Source organism: Arthrobacter sp. U41, from assembly GCF_007679325.1.
GTDB lineage: Bacteria > Actinomycetota > Actinomycetes > Actinomycetales > Micrococcaceae > Arthrobacter.
In genome coordinates, this window is record NZ_VEGI01000001.1 from 759,817 (window position 1) to 777,794 (window position 17,978).

Here is a 17,978-nt window from a genome sequence, read left to right on the forward strand (position 1 = left end):
CGGACGCCGGCCGGCACTGCTGTTGCTCGCAGCGCGCTAGGCGCGGCGGAGCGAAATGTTGTTGCAGGCCTCGCAGACGTCCTCGGGGATCAGGCCGCGACGCTGCAGGAAGCCGAAAATAACACAGCCCAGGCAGAAGCCCGCGAACGCTTCGAGGGCCGCGGCCACAATCAGGACCGCGAGCAGGGTCCAGGCCGCCGGCGCCAGCCCCACGGCCAGCAGAACCGCGGCGGTGGTGGACATGGCTGCCCCAATGCCCTGCGCGAAACGCTTCGGCGGTCCCGGGACCAGCCGGGTCTTCCCCAGGCGCGGCGTCAGGACCTTGACGGACAGCAGGGCGAGGGGCGAGATCCGCGGGCCGAACAGGACCCGCAGCCAGAACCCCGCGGCAATCGCGGCCAGGCCCCAGCCGAAGCCTGGCAGCAGCGTCACCGCGGACAACAGCACCACCAGTCCGGCGGTGACGCGGGCGGCGTACTCGTTGACCGGGTTCGGAAATGCGAAGACCGCCCGCCAGTCGATTCCGCTCGTCCGGGCAGGTGCGGGGGCCGGAGTCCCGGAGGGTGCCGAGGTCAGTCTGCTCATCGTTCAAGGCTAGGAGCAGGCCGGGCCCGGGCGGAATGTTTGTTGCGCCGTATGACCCCCGCCCGCCCCAGCGGGAGACTCAGGCGATCGCGGCGGAGGGGACGTGGCCGCCCACCATCTGCAGGAATTCCCCTTCGGAGAGGACCTCGATCCGCCGGCCCCGCTCATGCAGCTCCAGCACGCGCCGGGCTTTGCCGGTGAGGCGGCCGGAGCGCAGGTCGGCGGCCACGAACCCGTCGCCCACCACCAGGACGGTGGTGCGGGCCGTAACCCGGCTCTCGGGCCTCGCGCCGAACTCGGCGGAACGGATCTTGGCCTCGGGCCGCGGTATGGCGAGTTCTCCGGTGAACACCACGGTCTGGCCGAACAGCGGGTGTCCGGGATCGGCGAAGGCGTTCGGCAGCGGGTTGGCGCCTTCCTCGGGCCAGCCCGGCTGGTAGGCCCGGACCGGAGCAACGGCACCCGCTCCCCCGGCGAGCGCTTCCAGCGCTGACTGGCTGGCTTTGGAGAGCGGATCGCGCACCGGGTCGAACGCCGGCTGGCGGGACACGGCCAGGCCCAGGGACAGGTGAAGCTCGGCGATGCTGCCGGCGCCGTTGCGCGCCGCGATATCGATCAGGATCCCGGCGCACGCACGCGCGTCCTCGGCGGCGTCGTGGTGGTTGACCAGCGGGACCCCGGCTTCCTCGGCCGCGTACGGCAAGGAATTGGACACCAGCGAATAGCAGCGGCGGGACAGCATCACCGTGCAGACGTAGTCGTAGGCGGGTCCGGCGAGGCCGGAGACCTCGAGGGCGGAGCGGATCACGCCAAGGTCGAAGGCGGCGTTGTGGGCGGCCAGGATGTCGTCGCCGATGAAGGCGCCGATCTCCGGGAACAGTTCACCGAAGCGGGGCAGCCCGGCCACCTGTTCGGGCCGGATGCCGTGGATCCGGACGTTGTGGTGGTCGAAGCGGTCGTGGTTTTCCGGCGGCCGCATGAGCCAGGACGCTTCCTCGACCACAACGCCGCCGCGCACTTTCGTGAGCCCCACAGCGCAGGGTGATCCCCGGAAGCCGTTCGCGGTCTCAAAGTCGATCGCCGTAAAGTCCAAACCCACGGTCCAACTTTACCGTCGGATTCCGGCCGGTCCGGGCAGCACCGCGCCACGGCCGGCCGCGGACCGCGGAAACCGGGCTGAACCGCATGCGGAACCGGGGGCGCAAAAGCTCCGGGTTCCCCGGGCGCACCGACAGTCGGAACCGCCCGACGGCGGCTGTCAAGTACCCTTAACAGGTGAACCTTCTAGCTTTGAGTGACTTTGCCGTGTCCACGATCGGCGGCGCGGGACCGGTCCAGCCGCAGCTGGCCTCCTTCCTGCCCGACTGGCTGAACCCCCAAGTCTTCCTGGCCGACCCCGCCTTGGCGCCGTGGGTTGTGCTGCTGGTCTGCGGCATCATCTTCGCCGAAACCGGCCTGCTGGTGGGCTTCTTCCTCCCGGGCGACTCGATGCTCTTCACGGCCGGGCTGCTGGTGGCCACCGGGACCATCAAGGTCAACATCTGGGGTTTCGTGGCGCTGATCATCGCCGCGGCGATCATCGGAAACCAGGTGGGCTACCTGATCGGATCCAAGGCCGGTCCGGCCATCTTCAACAAGCCCAATTCCAGGCTGTTCAAGCGCGAAAACGTCGACAGCGCCCACGCGTTCTTCGAGAAGCACGGCGGCAAGGCCCTGATCCTGGCCCGTTTCGTGCCGATCATCCGGACCTTTGTTCCGGTCATTGTGGGCGTGGCCCAGATGGACAAGCGGAAGTTCTTCTTCTACAACGTCGTCGGCGCCGTGCTGTGGGGCGGCGGCGTGACCCTCCTCGGCTACCTCCTGGGCGACACGTTCCCGTGGGTCCGGGAAAACCTGGACATCATCTTCATCGTGATCGTCCTGGTCTCCGTGATCCCCATCGGCGTTGAGGTGGCCCGCGGTTTCATCGCCAAGCGCCAGGCCGAGAAGTACGGCACGGACGTCGTCGAGGAATTCATCGAGGAGCACGAGCCCGAAGAGGAACGCAAGACTCCGTAATTCCAGCCCGGTCGAGTTGGCCGGACCAACAGGCACAAGGAAGGCGCCCCACGATGTGGGGCGCCTTCCTTGCTTATCTGTCCGTTATCGGCCAAGACGGCGGCGGTCCGGGGGCACTTTGACACGGACACGCCGGGGACCCAAGGCTGAAGGGCCGAAATCGTGCCCAAAGGCGCCCTGGACGGCGGCAGCGGCTACCGCCCGGACAACGCCTCCACGATCGCCGGGAGCAGCGCCCGGAAAGCGTGCCCCCGGTGGCTGATGGCGTTCTTCTCCTCGGCGCTCAGTTCGGCGCAGCTGCGGTCCAGCCCGCTGGGCTGCAGCACGGGATCGTAGCCGAAGCCCCCGGCACCGCGCGGTTCGCGCAGCAGGGTCCCCTCGAGCTGACCGTACTCCACCACCTCCCGGCCCTCCTCCGGGGCAGGCCCTGGGCCGGAGCCGGGCACGGCCAGCGCCGCGGCACAGACGAACGCGGCGCCCCGGAACTCATCCGGCACGTCGGCCAACTGGTCCAGCAGCAGTTGCAGGTTGGCGGCGTCGTCCCCGTGCCGGCCCGCCCAGCGGGCCGAGAAGATCCCGGGCGCCCCGCCCAGCACGTCGACGGCGAGCCCGGAGTCGTCCGCGATCGCCACCAGCCCGGTGGCCTGCGCCACCGCACGCGCCTTGAGCAGCGAGTTCTCGGCGAAAGTCACGCCGGTCTCGGCGACGTCGGGGGCACCGACGGCGCCGGCGTCCACCACCTGCGTGTCGACGTCGAGGCCCGGCACCTGCCCGCGCAGCAGTTCACGGAGTTCCCGGAGCTTGCCCTGGTTGTGCGTCGCAAGAACCAGCCTCGGACTGTTGTTGTCCTGGGTTGGGCCGTGTTGTGCTGCGCCTTCTGTCACGGTGCTTCCGCCAGGGTCTCGCGCTGGATGGCGGCCAGCTGCTCGGTGCCCATGAGCGCGAGGTCCAGAAGCTTGTTAAGTTCATCACGGTCGAAGGGGGCGCCTTCGGCGGTGCCCTGGACCTCGACGAACTTGCCGGACCCGGTGACCACAACGTTCATGTCGGTCTCGGCACGGACATCCTCGACGTACGGCAGGTCCAGCATGGGAACGCCGTCGATGATGCCGACGGAGACGGCGGCGATCGTGTCGGTCAGCGGCTGGGCGTTGCGGGCAAGCATTTTGTTCTCGCGGGCAAAGCGGATGGCCTCGGCGAGCGCCACGTAGGCGCCCGTGATGGCGGCGGTGCGGGTTCCGCCGTCGGCCTGCAGGACGTCACAGTCCAGCACGATGGTGATCTCGCCCAGGGCCTTGGTGTCGATGATGGACCGCAGCGAGCGGCCGATCAGCCGGGAGATCTCATGGGTGCGGCCGCCGATCTTGCCCTTGACGGACTCGCGGTCGGAGCGGGTGTTGGTGGCGCGCGGCAGCATGGCGTATTCGGCCGTGACCCAGCCGCGGCCTTCGCCCTTGAGCCAGCGCGGCACGCCTTCGGTGAGGGACGCCGTGCACAGCACCCGGGTGTTGCCGAACTCGATCAGGGCCGATCCCTCGGCCTGCTTGGACCAGCCGCGGGTGATGCTGATCGGGCGGAGCTGATCGGGCGTGCGGCCGTCGGCGCGGAGGATGGGGGCGGTAAGGGCATCGGAAGTCATGCCTTTAGCTTATCGACCCGGGCAGGGACCGCCGCGCGGTGCGCGTTTTCGGTGAGGGGCCGGGGGCAGCGTGCGTCAGGGCCTTGATCAGGACGTTGATCAGACTGTCCGTCAGACCGTGTAGTGCACACCTGCCACGGCCACAGCCACGTGCTGGCCGAAGACCCCCTTGGCTTCCGCCATGACCGTGGTGGGGGACGTCCACACGGGGATGTGGGTCAGCAGCAGCCGCCGGGCACCGGCAGCAACGGCGGCCTCCCCCGCCCGCTTTCCGGTCAGGTGCACGTCCTTGATGCCGTCGTCGCGGCCCTCTTCGAAGGCCGCCTCGCAGAGGAACAGGTCGGCGTCGCGGGCGGCGTCTTCCAGCCCGTTGCAGGAGTCGGTGTCCCCCGAATAGCTGAGCACCCGGGTGACGGGGGTGCCGTCCTTGTCCGGTTCGGTGACCTCCACACGGAGCGCGTAGGCCTCCTCCACCGGGTGGTTGACGGCGTACGGGGTGACCGTGAACGGGCCCATGGTCACGGGCTTGCGTTCGGACCAGTTGCTGAAGTCGAATTCCTCGTGCATCCCGGGGTCCAGTTCCAGGCCGTAGGCCGTGGCCATCCGGTCGGCGGTGGCGGCGGGCCCCCACACCGGAATCCTGCCCCGTCCCCAGCCGCCCGGCTTCCAGCGCACGGCGACGTGGAGGCCGCACAGGTCCATGCAGTGATCCGGGTGCAGGTGGGTGAGGAAGATCGCGTCAATGTCCTCGAGATCCGTGTAGCGCTGGATGGCGCCGAGCGCCCCGCTGCCGAGGTCCAGGACGATCTTCCAGTCCCGCTCGCCGTCGTTGGCGGTCAGCAGGTAGCACGACGCCGGCGAGCCCGGACCCGGAAACGATCCGGTACAGCCCACGATGGTCAGCTTCACAGGAGGTTTCCCCCGCCCGCGGCTCCGCCCACGAAGTTGGAGATCCGGGGACGGCCCGCGCCGGCCTGGGCGGCGGCGATCATTTCCGGCGTGATCCTGGCGAGGCTGCCCGTGGGGTACTGGGCCGCGACGTGGTCCACGTGGCGGACGCTGAGGACCTCGGGTCCAAGGAAGCGGCGGGCAAGGTGCTCGAACTGCGCCGCGTCCCCCGTAGCGATGAAGTTGTGGGACGGCTCCGCCGCATCGGTCCGTTCCAGGCCGCGGGAGGCCAGGGCCCGGTAGACGTCCTTGGCCGTTTCCTCGGCGCTGGAGACAAGGGTGACGTCCTCGCCCATGACATAGGAGATGACGCCGGTGAGCAGCGGATAGTGGGTGCAGCCCAGCACCACGGTGTCCACGCCGGCGGCCTTGAGCGGTTCCAGGTATTCGCGGGCGACGGCGAGCAGTTCCGGTCCCGTGGTGATGCCGGCCTCGACATAGGGCACGAATGCCGGGCAGGCCACGGAGGTGATGTGCAGGTCCGGGGCGGCGGCAAAGGTGTCCTCGTAGGCGCGGGAGCCGACGGTGGCGGAGGTTCCGATGACACCGACGCGGCCGGTGCGGGTAGCGGCGACGGCGCGGCGCACGGCCGGCTGGATCACTTCGATGACGGGGATCCCGTAGCGGGCGGTGTAGCGTTCGCGGGCGTCGCGCAGTACGGCGGCGGATGCCGAGTTGCAAGCGATGGTCAGCAGCTTCACGCCGGAATCGACCAGTTCGTCCATCACGCCCAGGGCGTTGGCCCGGACCTCGGCGATGGGGAGCGGCCCGTAGGGGCCGTGGGCGGTGTCGCCGACATAGAGGATGGATTCGTTGGGCAGCTGGTCGATGATGGACCGGGCGACGGTGAGTCCGCCGACGCCGGAATCAAACACACCGATAGGACGCGAGCCCATCTGGCTGGCGGTCTGGCTGCTGGCGGTGGTGCTCGCTGGGGAGTCCGCAACAGCTGCCGCTGCCGGATCCATGCTCGATGCTGAAGTCATGATTATTCGAGGATAGGGCTTAGCCACGGGTGCGGCCATTACATTGTGTTGTCGGACTCATGTCGGATCGGTCACACGCCGTACCCAGCTCAGCCGCGTGTCTCCAGCGAGGCCAGCATGGCCTGGACCAGGGATTCCTGGAGCCAGGTGGTGAAGTTGTACACGAGGGCCAGGTAGCTTTCGACGTCTTCAGCCTGGGACCAGTCCTGCATGAGGTGCACGTGCCCGGCGTCCTCGTCGTCACGGATGTCCAGCCGTTCGGCCAGCACCAGCCGGACATCGTTGAGCGCCATGGACCAGTGCCGAGCGTCGTCGGGGGTCAGGACCAGGTCGTCCTTGTCCAGTCCGAGGGAGGCGGCTTTCAGCGCGCCGATTTTGCTCTCCCGCAGGGACCGCTCGGTGTACCGGCGGAACTCCAGCGAGGCGGCGGCGTCGTTCTTCGAGACGCTGGGAAGCAGCCGGCGCAGGGCCCGGTCCGAGGGTTCGCGGGCCTCGGCGTCGAGTCCCACCAGCGCGGCGAGGGGGTCCTGGTTGGCGCGTTCCTCGGGCTCCAGCATGGACACAACGTCGTCGAAGAGGCTGCGCAGCAGTTCCCGCTCGGCCGGTTCCAGGTAGCCGGTGATGCCCTTGATGCCGTATTTGAATGCCTTAGCCACGTTTTCCCTTGCCCTTGCCCGATCCCTTGCCGCCGCCGGAGCCGCCGGTGGCCTGTTCCACCGTGGCCCAGAGACCGTAGCCATGCATCGCGACCGCGTGCTGCTCCACCTGCTCCTTGCTGCCGTGCGCCACGATGGAGCGGCCCTTTTTGTGGACCTCCAGCATGAGCTTGTTGGCCTTGGCCTCGGAGTAGCCGAAGTAGCTGCGGAACACGTAGCTCACATAGCTCATCAGGTTCACCGGATCGTTCCAGATCACCAGGTTCCACGGGATGTCAGGGGCAGAAAGGACATCGGTCGACGTCGCTGTTCCGGTCTGGGTGCTCTCCTGGGTGTCAGGGCCGAGCGCAACGCTAAGGGTCATCTGTCCATTCTATGGGGAGGATGGGCCCACGCCGGCGAGGGCCCCGCGGCGAAGCGAAGCGAGACGTGGGAGCCGGTGGGTGGGCCCACGCCGGCGAGGGCCCCGCGGCGAAGCGAAGCGAGACGTGGGAGCCGGTGGGGACTAGAGTGAATTCGTGAGTACCTCAGCTGGCTGGGACCGTCCCCGCACGTCCCTGTACACCGACCATTACGAGCTGACCATGCTGCAGGCCGCGCTGCATTCCGGCGCCGCCCACCGCAGGTCCGTGTTCGAGGCCTTCGCCCGGCGGCTGCCGGACGGGCGCCGTTACGGCATTGTGGGCGGCACTGGCCGGCTACTGGAGGGCCTCGCGGACTTCCGGTTCGGCGACGTCGAAATCGATTTCCTCCGCCGCACCAACGTGGTCAACGAGGAAACCCTGGAGTACTTGGCCGGGTTCTCCTTCTCCGGCGACATCTGGGGCTACGCCGAGGGCGAAGCGTACTTCCCGAACTCCCCCATCCTGATCGTCGAATCCACGTTCGCCGAGGCCTGCATCCTAGAGACCTACATCCTCTCGATCCTTAACCACGACAGCGCGATCGCGTCGGCGGCCTCCCGCATGATCACCGCGGCCGGCAGCCGCCCCTGCGTGGAGATGGGTTCCCGCCGCACCCAGGAGGAGTCCGCCGTCGCCGCCGCCCGCGCCGCCATCATCGCCGGCTTCGACAGCACCTCGAACCTGGAGTCGGGCCTGCGCTACGGGCTCAAGACCGTGGGCACGGCCGCGCATTCCTTCACCCTCCTGCACGACTCCGAGCGCGAGGCCTTCGAAGCGCAGATCGCCTCGATGGGCGCGGGCACGGCCCTGCTGGTGGACACGTACGACGTCGAAGCGGCTGTCCGCACCGCCGTCGAACTGGCTGGCGACAAACTCGGTGCGGTGCGCCTCGACTCCGGCGACCTCGTGGCGCAGGCGCAGTGGGTCCGGCAGCTCCTGGACGACCTGGGCAACGAGCGGACCCGCATCATCGTCACCTCCGACCTGGACGAGTTCGCCATCGCCGCCCTGCAGTCCGCGCCGGTGGATTCCTACGGCGTCGGCACCTCGCTGGTGACCGGGTCCGGCGCCCCGACGGCCAGCATGGTCTACAAGCTGGTCAGCCGCACCGGCGAGGACGGCGAATTCGAACCCGTGGCCAAGGCCGCCAAGAACAAGACCAGCAAGGGAGGGCGCAAGTACGCGCTGCGCAAGCTTAACGAGCGCGGCACGGCCACCCAGGAGATTGTCGGAATCGGGCACCGCCCGGAGGACGACGGCAACGACCGTCCCCTGCTGCAGCAGTTCGTCAAGAACGGCGAACTCCTGCCCGGCTGGACCGGTGCGGAGGGTGTGCTGCGCGCGCGCCAGCGCCACGCGGACACCATGAAAGAGCTTCCCGCTGTTGTGAACCGGCTGCAGCGCGGCGAAGCAGCCATCCCCACCATCTACGAGGAGAACTGATGTCCCGCGCCCTGATCATCGTCGACGTCCAGAATGATTTCTGCGAAGGAGGCTCCCTGCCCGTCGAAGGCGGGGCGGAGCTCGCCGGCGCCATCAGCGAATACGTCGATGCCCACCACGGACAGTTTGACCACATCGTGGCGACCCAGGACTGGCATATCTCCCCGGGCGCGCACTTCTCCGACGACCCGGACTTTGTCGACAGCTGGCCAAAGCACTGCGTCGCCGGAACCCGCGGCGCCGAGCTCCACCCGGACCTCGACACCGAATACATCCAGGCCTACTTCCGCAAGGGCCAGTTCACCGCGGCCTACTCGGGCTTCGAGGGGCTGCTTGCCCCGGACGACGCCGTGCCCACCGGCGACCGGAAGCCCGGCGCCATGCCGGCTGCCGGGGGCGCCACGGGTGGCACCGCCACTGACGGCACTGGCGACGGCGAGGCCCTTGCCGGTGATTTCGCCGCGGGCGAGGACGCGATCGGCCTGGACGACTGGCTGCAGAGCCACGACGTCGAGGACGTGGTGGTGGTTGGAATCGCCACTGACCATTGCGTCAGGGCGACCGCGCTGGACGGGGTGCAGGCCGGGTACTCCGTGACTGTGCTGCGGGATCTCACCGTCGGGGTGGCCGAGGACCTCGACGACGCCATTGCCGAAATGGAACTCGGCGGAGTGGACATCGCCTGAGCGGCGCCTGGACCTGCCCGGCCGAGTGACGCCCGGTTGGTGTCGGCGTCCGGTTGGTGCCGGCGTCGGTTTGTGTCGGCCTCAAGCCGGACCCTGGCCGCAACATCCGCACCACACAGTAGACTCGAAATCCTTGCCAATATCGTCTGACCCGTAAGAACCCCGGAGTACATCATGAGGAAGACCCTTACCGTCCTGATCGCCGCCGGGGCCCTGCTCGGTGCCGCCGGCTGCTCGGCCCCGCAAGACACCACCGAGGAATCCTGCGCCCGGATCCAGACCGTCGGCGCGGGACCCACGTCCGCTGCGGACAAGGCCGGCATGATCCGCCTGGCCAACCGGCTCCGCCCCATCGAGGCCGCCGCGTCCGGAGAGATCCAGGCTCCGCTGCACTCCATCATCGAATACCTGGACGCGTCGGCCCAGGAGAACCCGGACTCCGCCAAGCTGGAGGAGCTGCAGGCGTCCTACACCGCTGCCGGCCAGAACCTCAGCGCACTCTGCGGCGCCGGCGGCCAGTAGCGTCGCACCTGCAGCCGCGAAGAGCTGTCAAAAAAAGGACCGGGAAATCCCGGTCCTTTTTCGTGCCTGGTTCGTGCCTGGTTCTTCGTGGCCGCTGATGTGTGCCTGCGGCCGCTACTTCCGGCCGATGAACCAGTCCTGGAGCTTCCGCAGCCGGGTCTGCAGCTGTTCCTCGTTGGCCTGCGCCACGGCCGGGCCGCCGCAGACCGTCCTGAGCTTCGTGTGGATGACGCCGTGCGGCGTGCCCGTACGCGCGGACCAGGCGGCGACGTTCTTGGCCAGTTCGGTGCGCAGGTCCATCAGCATGCGGTGGTCCGGCACCGCCGGCATGGCGGCAGCGGCAGCGGCACCCTGCGGGGCGCGCGCGTTCTTGCGGTTCAGCTGCTCGTGCTGGCGCTGGCGCAGCAGCGTGCCGACCTGTTCGGCGTCGAGCAGTCCGGGAATCCCGAGGAAGTCGAGCTCGTCCTCCGAGCCCACCTCGCCGCCGGTGCCGAACTCGCCGCCGTCGAACAGCACACGGTCAAAGGAGGCCTGCGAATCCAGGGCCTCGAACTTACCCTTGGTCAGCGAATCGGAGGCTTTCTCCTCGCGGTTCGCCTCGTCCATCAGCGAGTCCTCCGGATTGAAGAGGCCGTCGCCGTCCTCCTTCTCCGGGCGGTCCAGGGCATGGTCGCGCTCGGCCTCCATGGAGTTCGCCAGCGCCATCAGCTGCGGCACGGACGGCAGGAACACCGATGCCGTCTCGCCGCGTTTCCGGGCGCGCACAAAGCGCCCGACGGCCTGGGCGAAGAACAGCGGCGTGGCCGTGGAGGTGGCGTAGACGCCGACGGAGAGCCGGGGAACGTCAACACCTTCGGACACCATCCGCACGGCCACCATCCAGCGCTTCTCGCTGGCGGTGAACTCCTCGATCTTGCTGGAGGCCTTCGCGTCGTCGGAGAGGATCACCGTGGGCGACTCGCCCGTGATCCTCTTCAGCTGTCCGGCGTAGGCGCGCGCGTCCTCGTGGTCGGTCGCGATGACCAGCCCGCCGGCGTCGGGAACGGTCCGGCGCACCTCGCTGAGGCGCTTGTCAGCACCGGCAAGCACCGCGGGAATCCATTCGCCCGCCGGGTTCAGCGCGGTCCGCCAGGCCTGGGACGTGACGTCCTTGGTGACGGCAGCTTCGCCGAGTGAGGCCGCCATCTCCTCGCCGGCGCTGGTGCGCCAGCGCATCTGGCCGGAGTAGGCCATAAACATCACGGGACGGACCACGTGGTCCCGGAGCGCCTTGCCGTAGCCGTAGGTGTAGTCGGCCTTGGAGCGCCTGATCCCGTCCCTGTCCTCGGCGTATTCGACGAACGGAATCGGTGAGGTGTCGGACCGGAACGGCGTACCCGTCAGGGAGAGCCGGCGCGCCGCAGGTTCAAAGGCCTCGCGGAGCCCGTCCCCCCACGATAGGGCCTCGCCGCCGTGGTGGATTTCGTCGAGGATGACCAGCGTGCGGGCGGCCTCGGTCTTGGCCCGGTGCAGCATTGGTTTGCTGGCCACCTGCGCATAGGTGACGGCGACGCCGATGAAGCCGCGGCCGTGCTGGCCGTCGGCATTTTTAAAGTTCGGATCGATGGCGATGCCCACCCTGGCGGCAGCATCGGCCCACTGCCGCTTCAGGTGGTCCGTGGGCGCCACGATGGTGACGCGGTTGACGATGTTGGCCTCGATCAGCATGGAGGCCACCCGCAGCGCAAAGGTGGTCTTGCCGGCGCCGGGCGTGGCGACCGCCAGGAAATCCCGGGGATGGTTGGTGAAGTAGCTGTCGAGGGCTTCCTGCTGCCAGGCACGGAGTTTCGGCGCGGTGCCCCACGCTGCCCGCTCCGGATATGCGGGGGGCAGCACAGGTCCGCCAAAGAGTGTCTCTGTCACCTAGGTGCCCTCCATTCCGCGTACGGCCGCCGCTGACGGGGAAACCCAATTAAGCACAAAAACACCAATCTTTTTCGGATGAACCGTGAGTTGCCACCGGCCAGCAGGGGCCGGGCATCATTCATCGGGAGAACAGCACTCCCGGGGGCATGGCGGCGCGACTGAGCGCGGAACGTGCGGGGCTCTTGCGTCCCCGCCGTGCCTGGGCCGCGCTACTTGTCGCCGGAGCCCTTGCCGCCGTCGTTGCCCGGGCGGAGGCCGTCGTAGACCTCTTTGCATTCGGGGCAGACCGGGAACTTCTTCGGATCGCGGCCCGGCGTCCAGACCTTGCCGCACAGCGCGATGACGGGTTCACCGGACAGCGCGGATTCCATGATCTTTTCCTTGCGCACGTAGTGCGAGAAGCGTTCCCGGTCGCCCGGTTCCACTTCCTGGCGCAGTTCCTCGCGCTCGATAGTGGCCGTGGACGTCCCCGCTCCGGAGAGCTCGCGCATCGGGTCGTTTTCGAGAGGATCGGTCATGCTGTTCATGAGACCCATCTTAGCCGCTGGATCGGACGGAACGGCGCCGGCAGGGCGGGGGCAGTGTGCCGGCTGGGCGCCGGTCCAGCTCGGAAAAGGCCCTACAGCCCCTGCCACGACGGCTTGTTCTCATAGCTGTGGCGGTAATAATCGGCGAGCCTCAGCGACGACGCCGCCGCCTCATCGACCAGGATCGTGGCGTGCGGATGCAGCTGCAGGACGGAGGCCGCGCAGATGGCGGCAACCGGCCCTTCCACGAGGTCGCGGACCGCCCGGGCCTTCTGCGCACCGGTGGCAATGAGGATCACATGCCGGGCCTCCAGGATGGTTCCCAGTCCCTGTGTCACGACGTGGTGCGGAACATGGGACAGGCTCCCGAAAAACCGGGCGTTGTCCCGGCGTGTCTGCTCGATCAGGGTCTTGATCCGGGTCCGCGAGGCCAGGGATGAGCCGGGCTCGTTGAATCCGATGTGGCCGTCGGTGCCCACTCCCAGCAGTTGCAGGTCCACTCCCCCGGCGCCGCGGATGGCGTCCTCATAGGCCTGGCAGGCTGCGGGGATGTCCGCGGCCGAGCCGTCCGGGCCGTGGACGTTTGCTGGGTCGATGTTGACGCGTTCGGTGAATTCACGCCGGATCACCTCGCGGTAGGACTCCGGGTGGCCCGCGGGCAGCCCCACATATTCGTCCAGGGCAAAGGCCCGCACCTGGCTGAAGTCCAGGCCGTCCCGTTCGTGCCGCAGCACCAGCTCGTTGTAGACCGGCAGCGGTGACGAACCGGTGGCGAGGCCCAGGACGGCGTCGGGTTTGCGCCGGAGCAGTTTCTCGATCGCGTCCGCCGCGAGCGCCGCGATCGGCTTACTGCCGGACAGAATGACGACTTCCATGGCCCTGCCTTTACCCTTGCGTTGACCTTCGCCTTAACTTCGCCGCTGCTTTGCCGCACCCGTTACCGGACGTGCCTAACGGCAGGTTATCCCAGTCCGGTCCGCAGCGCCCGCGTCAGCGGTTGACGGCCAGCTGGGCCAGCAGTTCCGGCCCGCGGGCATCGAGCCACTTGCCGCCCAGCCGGACCCCGGCAGCCAGCAACGCGAGCCCCAGGACCGGGCCCAGCACCAGATTGATCCAGCCCGGCAGGGCGCTGCCGGTGACGAATTGTGCCACCAGCAGTGCCGCTTCGGGGATGACCAGCACCAGGAGCACTCCCATGCCGCCGAACTGCACGGCCAGGGTTTGCGCAACATTGCCGGGCGGCTTCTTGAAGGGGCTGTCTCCGGGGAGCGGCACCGCGACGGTGTAGCGTGCCGAGACCACGGACGACAGCCCGATCCCGCTGAACAGAACGCCGAGGGACAGCCCGAGCACTCCGGGCAGGAGCTGCCAGTCGGCACCGAACAGGAACGGCAGGACGTTGAGCCCCAGCACCACCGGCAGAGCGAAGACCAGGCATGCCACGGCGCGGCCGAGCCTGTCGTGGACCCCGCGCACGCCCGCAGCGAGATGCAGCGCAAAGGCGGTGTTGTCATAAGAGACGTCTGTCGAGATGGACCAGGCCAGCAGGAACGCGGTCAGCGGACCGAGGAAGAGGAGCAGCCCGTAGGACCCCGTCTGCGTGGCCTGGAACAGGAACAGCACCGGCAGCAGCGGGACGACGACGAGAGAGCCGGAGTACCGGGGGTCGCGGAGCCAGTAGCTCAGGGACCGCGCCGCGACCGCGCCGGCGGGCGTCGGAGGGAACAGCCCGAAGAACCCCAGCCCGCCGGCCCTCTTTTTAGAGGTGCCGGTATAGGGCGGCGTCACAAGCGCCCGCTGCAGCAGGAGCTTCCAGCACAGGGCCAGCCCGGCGAGGGTGGCCAGCGCGATCAGGAACTTCAGGCCCGCGGCGCCGTAGCTCCCCATGGCAAGGTCGCCGCCGAGGGACCACGCGGCTCCCGCCGGGGTCCAGGACAGTGCGCGGGCCAGCGCGGTCAGGAAGTCCCCGGATCCGGCAATCCCTTCGGCGATGCCGGTCACGATCGGGCCCATCAGGACGAGGGGAATCAGGAAGACCACCGCGCTCGCGTCCTTGAAACGGCGGGAACTCGCCAGCCCCGCGGTGGCGGTAGTGACCACTTTGGACAGCACGATGCAGCTCAGCACACCGAGGACCGCTCCCACGAGTGCGCCCGCCGCGGCGGGGAGGCTCCGGGACCAGGTCCCGACGGTGCCGAGCGCCACCAGGGTGGTCGCCGTGCCCGGGATGCCGATCAGCCCGCCGAGGGCCAGTCCGGTCAGCAGCTGTGGCATCGACACGGCAAAGGTGGTGAACCGGGCCGGGTCCAGGGTCATGTCGGCGGCCGCGGCCGCAACCGGAATAACGGCCCAGCCCAGCAGCGCCGCGGCACCGCCCAGCACCACCACCGTCTGCGCCAGCCCGGCGTCCTGCCCGCGAAGCACCAGGAGCCCGGCGATGGCGAGCCCGACGAGTCCCAGCGCATACAGCACACCGATGCCGAGACCCACCAACTGCCAGGGGCTGCGCCGGACACTGTTGCGCAGCAGGGTCAGCTTGAGCCTTAGAAGGTGCGCAACCATTCCAGCCCCTCCGTGTGGTTGCGGCCGCCCACCAGCTGGACGAAGCGGTCTTCGAGGGACGCGCCCGCACGGACCTCGTCCACCGTCCCGGCAGCCAGCAGCCGCCCGGCCGCGACGACGGCGACGTGATCGCACATCCGCTGGACGAGGTCCATCACGTGGCTGGAGACGATGACCGTGCCGCCGGAAGCCACGTAGCGGTCCAGGATGTCGCGGATGTTGGCGGCGGACACCGGGTCCACGGATTCGAACGGCTCGTCGAGCACCAGCAGCCGGGGCGCGTGGATGAGCGCCGAGGCGAGGGCGATCTTTTTGGTCATGCCGGCGGAGTAGTCCACTACCAGTGTGCCGGCGTCGGGGGTCAGGTCCAGGGCCGCGAGCAGCTCCGCCACGCGTGCGGACACAACGTCCTTGTCCATGCCGCGCAGCAGCCCTGCGTAGGTCACCAGCTGCTCGCCGGTCAGCCGGTCAAAGAGCCGGACGCCGTCCGGCAGGATGCCCATCAGCGTCTTGGCTTCCAGCGGCTGCCGCCATACATCGACGCCGTGCACGAACGCCGTGCCGAAGTCGGGCCGCAGCAGCCCCGTGGCCATCGACAGTGTGGTGGTCTTGCCGGCGCCGTTCGGGCCGACGATCCCGAAGAAGGAACCCGCCGGAACGTCCAGGCTGAGGCCGTCGACGGCGATTTTTCCGCCAAAGCGTTTGGCCAGCCCGCGCAGGGAAAGTGCCGGGACCGGCGGTGGCGGCTGGTTTTCAGGGGCAGGCGGATGCGGTAGCTGAAAAGTCATGTCGTTAGACTAACCGCCGCGGAGCGCGAAACGGATCGTCCGCAAGGCGTACCCCTGCGGGCGGACCGTACTCTTTCCGGGAAGGCCTGGGGGAAGGCCCGCTAGAAGGAGTGGCGGGGTATGGCGCGGTCGTACTGCGGCGGCCAGGCCAGCTCATGGCCCAGCTCGAACGCGGCGCGCAGCCACCAGTGCGGGTCCCGGAGGGCGGCGCGGGCAATGAAGACGCCGTCGGCCTGGCCGGTGGCGACGGCATGCTCGGCCTGGCCGGCCGAGGTCAGCAGCCCCACGGTGCCGGTCCTGACCCCGGTTTCACGCCGGATGCGCGCGGCGAAACCGGTCTGGTAGCCGGGCCCCGCGGGGATCTGCTGCCACGCCACGGCGCCGCCGCTGGAGACATCCACGAGGTCCACGCCGTGTTCCGAGGCTTCCCGGGCCATCCGGACCGAGGCTTCGGCATCGATGCCGCCCTCGGCCCAGTCCGAGGCGGAGATGCGCAGCAGCAGCGGCATGGAGTCGGGGATGACGTTCCGTACGGCGTCCACAACGGCGAGGGTCAGCCTGTTCCGGCCGGCCTCGTCGCCGCCCCAGCGGTCCGTGCGGTCGTTGACGAGGGGGCTCTGGAACTGGTGCAGGAGGTAGCCGTGGGCGCCGTGGATTTCGATTGTGTCGAAGCCGGCGCCGACGGCCCGTTCCGCCGCCGTGGCGAAATCGGCGATCACGCCCTCGATCTCGGCCTCCGTCATCGCCGACGGCGCGTCGTAGCCGTCGAAGGCTGAGGTGCCGGGGCCAACGGTGGGCCAGCCGCCGTCGTCGGCAGGCACGGTACCTTTCCGGCCGGAGAACGGCCAGTAGGAAGAGGCCTTCCGGCCGGCGTGCGCCAGCTGCGTGCCGATCTTGGCCTCCGCGGCTCCATGACGGTGCACAAAGGCCGTGATGCGTTCCCAGGCCTCCGCCTGGTGGTCGTTGTACAGCCCGGCGTCACGCGGGCTGATCCGTCCGGCGGCGTTGACGGCGGCCGCCTCGGTGAGGATCAGGGCCGCCCCGCCGGTGGCGAACGAGCCCAAATGCATCAGGTGCCAGTCGGTGGGGACCCCTTCCCCGGTTTCGGGTTCGCAGCTGTACTGGCACATCGGCGATACCCAGCCGCGGTGTTGCAGGTGCAGGGAGCGCAGTTCCAGCGGCGTGAAAAGCGCCGACCCCATCAGAAGAGGACCCGCGCCAGGTTCTGGCGCGCCTTTGCCACCCGGTCATCGGTGGTGCCGACGACGTCGAACAGTTCCAGCAGCCTGACGCGGGCCGTCTCCCGCTCCGGGCCGAAGTTCCTGCCGATGAACGCGACGATCCGGCCCAGTCCGTCCTCGACGTGTCCGCCGGCGACGTCCAGGTCGGCCACTCCGAGCTGGGCTTCGAGGTTGTCCGGCTCGTCGGCGGCGAGCTGGCGCAGCGCGTCGGTGTCCGCGGCAGACAGCGGCTGGAGCCGGCCCATCAGCTCCACCTGCGCCAGGCCGGCCTTCGCCTCGGCGTCGGCGGGCATTTCCAGCAGGGCCTGGCGGTACGCGTCCGCGGCCGCCGCGTAATCCCCGGCTTCGATCGCGTCATACGCCTTCTGGTGCAAAGGCGGCAGCGGCGGAGCCTCGGGACCGTCCGCGGCGGGTCCGCCCGCACCGATCCGTCCGGTGACACCGTTGGCTGAGGCCACCTTGAGCAGTTCATCAAACAGGCTGCGGACCTGCGGTTCCTCGGCTCCGCCCTGGAACAGGGGCACCGGCTGGCCCTTGACGAGCGCCACGGCGGTGGGAACGGCCTGCACCTGGAAGGCCTGGGCGAGCTGGGGGAAGACCTCGACGTCGGCGGCGCCGAGGACCATTCGGCCGTCGTAGCTGTCCACGATCCGTTCGAGGACGTCAACCAGCTCGGCGGAACCGGGCGAGTAGGCCGCCCAGAGCGCGACGACGACGGGGACCTGGGCCGATAACTCAACGAGTTCCTGGAAATTGGCTTCCGTGATGTCCACCCGCAGCGGACGGCCGGCATGGTCCGCGTCGCCGTTGCCCGCAGCCGGGGATCCCGGGGTTCCCCCCGGGCCCGGGGCGGCCGGCGTGGCGGGCCGCTGTTTGAGCGAGGAGAGGTCGACGGCGCCCCGCAGGTTGAGCGGGTTGGCTGCAGCAGGTGGGACCGGGCGGGAGGCTGGCGAAGTCATGGTTCCACTCTAGCCATACCGGCCCCTCCCGGTGCCACTTGAACGGCCCCCGGGCAGCAGAAAGGACCC

Annotated in this window: 19 protein-coding genes; 4 read left to right on the forward strand and 15 right to left on the reverse strand. The window is 69.0% G+C overall.

Annotation, left to right across the window (positions count from 1 at the left end; genetic code table 11):
• Positions 1–36: 36 nt before the first annotated feature.
• Both FS787_RS03475 and FS787_RS03480 read right to left on the reverse strand, forming a co-directional pair.
• Positions 37–585 (reverse strand): DUF4395 domain-containing protein, encoded by a 549-nt coding sequence (locus FS787_RS03475; protein ID WP_186329084.1) that lies wholly within the window; start codon positions 583–585, stop codon positions 37–39.
• A 79-nt stretch (positions 586–664) separates the two neighbouring features.
• Positions 665–1,684, reverse strand: a complete 1,020-nt coding sequence (locus FS787_RS03480; protein ID WP_144670911.1) for an exonuclease domain-containing protein — start codon at positions 1,682–1,684, stop codon at positions 665–667.
• A gap of 191 nt (positions 1,685–1,875) precedes the next feature.
• Between FS787_RS03480 and FS787_RS03485 the strand changes: the two genes are divergently transcribed.
• Positions 1,876–2,643 (forward strand): VTT domain-containing protein, encoded by a 768-nt coding sequence (locus FS787_RS03485; RefSeq protein ID WP_144671913.1) that lies wholly within the window; start codon positions 1,876–1,878, stop codon positions 2,641–2,643.
• Positions 2,644–2,837: 194 nt separating this feature from the next.
• Here FS787_RS03485 and rdgB read toward each other — a convergent pair whose 3' ends face one another.
• The 6 genes from rdgB to clpS all read right to left on the reverse strand — a co-directional run bounded on the left by rdgB (position 2,838) and on the right by clpS (position 7,236).
• Complete coding sequence (gene rdgB / locus FS787_RS03490; protein ID WP_144670912.1) at positions 2,838–3,527, reverse strand: RdgB/HAM1 family non-canonical purine NTP pyrophosphatase; 690 nt, start codon at positions 3,525–3,527, stop codon at positions 2,838–2,840.
• Positions 3,524–4,282, reverse strand: coding sequence for a ribonuclease PH (rph, locus tag FS787_RS03495; RefSeq protein WP_144670913.1), 759 nt, complete (start codon positions 4,280–4,282; stop codon positions 3,524–3,526). Before rph ends, rdgB begins: the two co-directional genes overlap by 4 nt.
• A 111-nt stretch (positions 4,283–4,393) precedes the next feature.
• Positions 4,394–5,191, reverse strand: a complete 798-nt coding sequence (locus FS787_RS03500; RefSeq protein WP_144670914.1) for an MBL fold metallo-hydrolase — start codon at positions 5,189–5,191, stop codon at positions 4,394–4,396.
• Complete coding sequence (gene murI / locus FS787_RS03505; protein WP_395940322.1) at positions 5,188–6,198, reverse strand: glutamate racemase; 1,011 nt, start codon at positions 6,196–6,198, stop codon at positions 5,188–5,190. Before murI ends, FS787_RS03500 begins: the two co-directional genes overlap by 4 nt.
• 107 nt (positions 6,199–6,305) lie before the next feature.
• Positions 6,306–6,872, reverse strand: a complete 567-nt coding sequence (locus FS787_RS03510; protein ID WP_144670916.1) for a DUF2017 domain-containing protein — start codon at positions 6,870–6,872, stop codon at positions 6,306–6,308.
• Complete coding sequence (clpS, locus tag FS787_RS03515; protein ID WP_144670917.1) at positions 6,865–7,236, reverse strand: ATP-dependent Clp protease adapter ClpS; 372 nt, start codon at positions 7,234–7,236, stop codon at positions 6,865–6,867. The genes FS787_RS03510 and clpS overlap by 8 nt, the downstream gene beginning before the upstream one ends.
• Positions 7,237–7,390: 154 nt before the next feature.
• Here clpS and FS787_RS03520 point away from each other — a divergent pair, with 154 nt between their 5' ends.
• From FS787_RS03520 to FS787_RS03530, 3 genes are all read left to right on the forward strand, one after another.
• A complete protein-coding gene (locus FS787_RS03520; RefSeq protein WP_260982374.1) occupies positions 7,391–8,719 on the forward strand; it encodes a nicotinate phosphoribosyltransferase in 1,329 nt (442 codons plus the stop codon).
• Complete coding sequence (locus FS787_RS03525) at positions 8,719–9,405, forward strand: isochorismatase family protein (protein WP_144670918.1); 687 nt, start codon at positions 8,719–8,721, stop codon at positions 9,403–9,405. The genes FS787_RS03520 and FS787_RS03525 overlap by 1 nt, the downstream gene beginning before the upstream one ends.
• A gap of 174 nt (positions 9,406–9,579) precedes the next feature.
• Positions 9,580–9,927, forward strand: a complete 348-nt coding sequence (locus FS787_RS03530; protein WP_144670919.1) for a hypothetical protein — start codon at positions 9,580–9,582, stop codon at positions 9,925–9,927.
• Positions 9,928–10,041: 114 nt separating this feature from the next.
• Here the strand turns inward: FS787_RS03530 and FS787_RS03535 are convergent, their stop codons facing one another.
• The 7 genes from FS787_RS03535 to FS787_RS03565 form a co-directional block, all read right to left on the reverse strand.
• Complete coding sequence (locus FS787_RS03535) at positions 10,042–11,829, reverse strand: DEAD/DEAH box helicase (RefSeq protein WP_144670920.1); 1,788 nt, start codon at positions 11,827–11,829, stop codon at positions 10,042–10,044.
• 212 nt (positions 11,830–12,041) lie between these two features.
• Positions 12,042–12,350 carry a DUF3039 domain-containing protein gene (locus FS787_RS03540; RefSeq protein WP_395940323.1) on the reverse strand — a complete coding sequence of 103 codons (309 nt, stop codon included), beginning with the start codon at positions 12,348–12,350 and terminating at the stop codon, positions 12,042–12,044.
• A gap of 101 nt (positions 12,351–12,451) precedes the next feature.
• Complete coding sequence (gene nagB, locus FS787_RS03545) at positions 12,452–13,234, reverse strand: glucosamine-6-phosphate deaminase (RefSeq protein WP_144670922.1); 783 nt, start codon at positions 13,232–13,234, stop codon at positions 12,452–12,454.
• 115 nt (positions 13,235–13,349) lie between these two features.
• Entirely contained in the window at positions 13,350–14,921 is a 1,572-nt protein-coding gene (locus FS787_RS03550; RefSeq protein WP_144670923.1) for a transporter, read from the reverse strand.
• Positions 14,903–15,709: an ABC transporter ATP-binding protein gene (locus FS787_RS03555; protein ID WP_144670924.1), complete on the reverse strand. Its 807-nt coding sequence runs from the start codon at positions 15,707–15,709 to the stop codon at positions 14,903–14,905. Before FS787_RS03555 ends, FS787_RS03550 begins: the two co-directional genes overlap by 19 nt.
• Before the next feature lie 101 nt (positions 15,710–15,810).
• Positions 15,811–16,911, reverse strand: a complete 1,101-nt coding sequence (locus tag FS787_RS03560; protein ID WP_144670925.1) for an NADH:flavin oxidoreductase/NADH oxidase — start codon at positions 16,909–16,911, stop codon at positions 15,811–15,813.
• A complete protein-coding gene (locus tag FS787_RS03565; RefSeq protein ID WP_144670926.1) occupies positions 16,911–17,909 on the reverse strand; it encodes a tetratricopeptide repeat protein in 999 nt (332 codons plus the stop codon). The genes FS787_RS03560 and FS787_RS03565 overlap by 1 nt, the downstream gene beginning before the upstream one ends.
• Between the last annotated feature and the right edge of the window lie 69 nt (positions 17,910–17,978).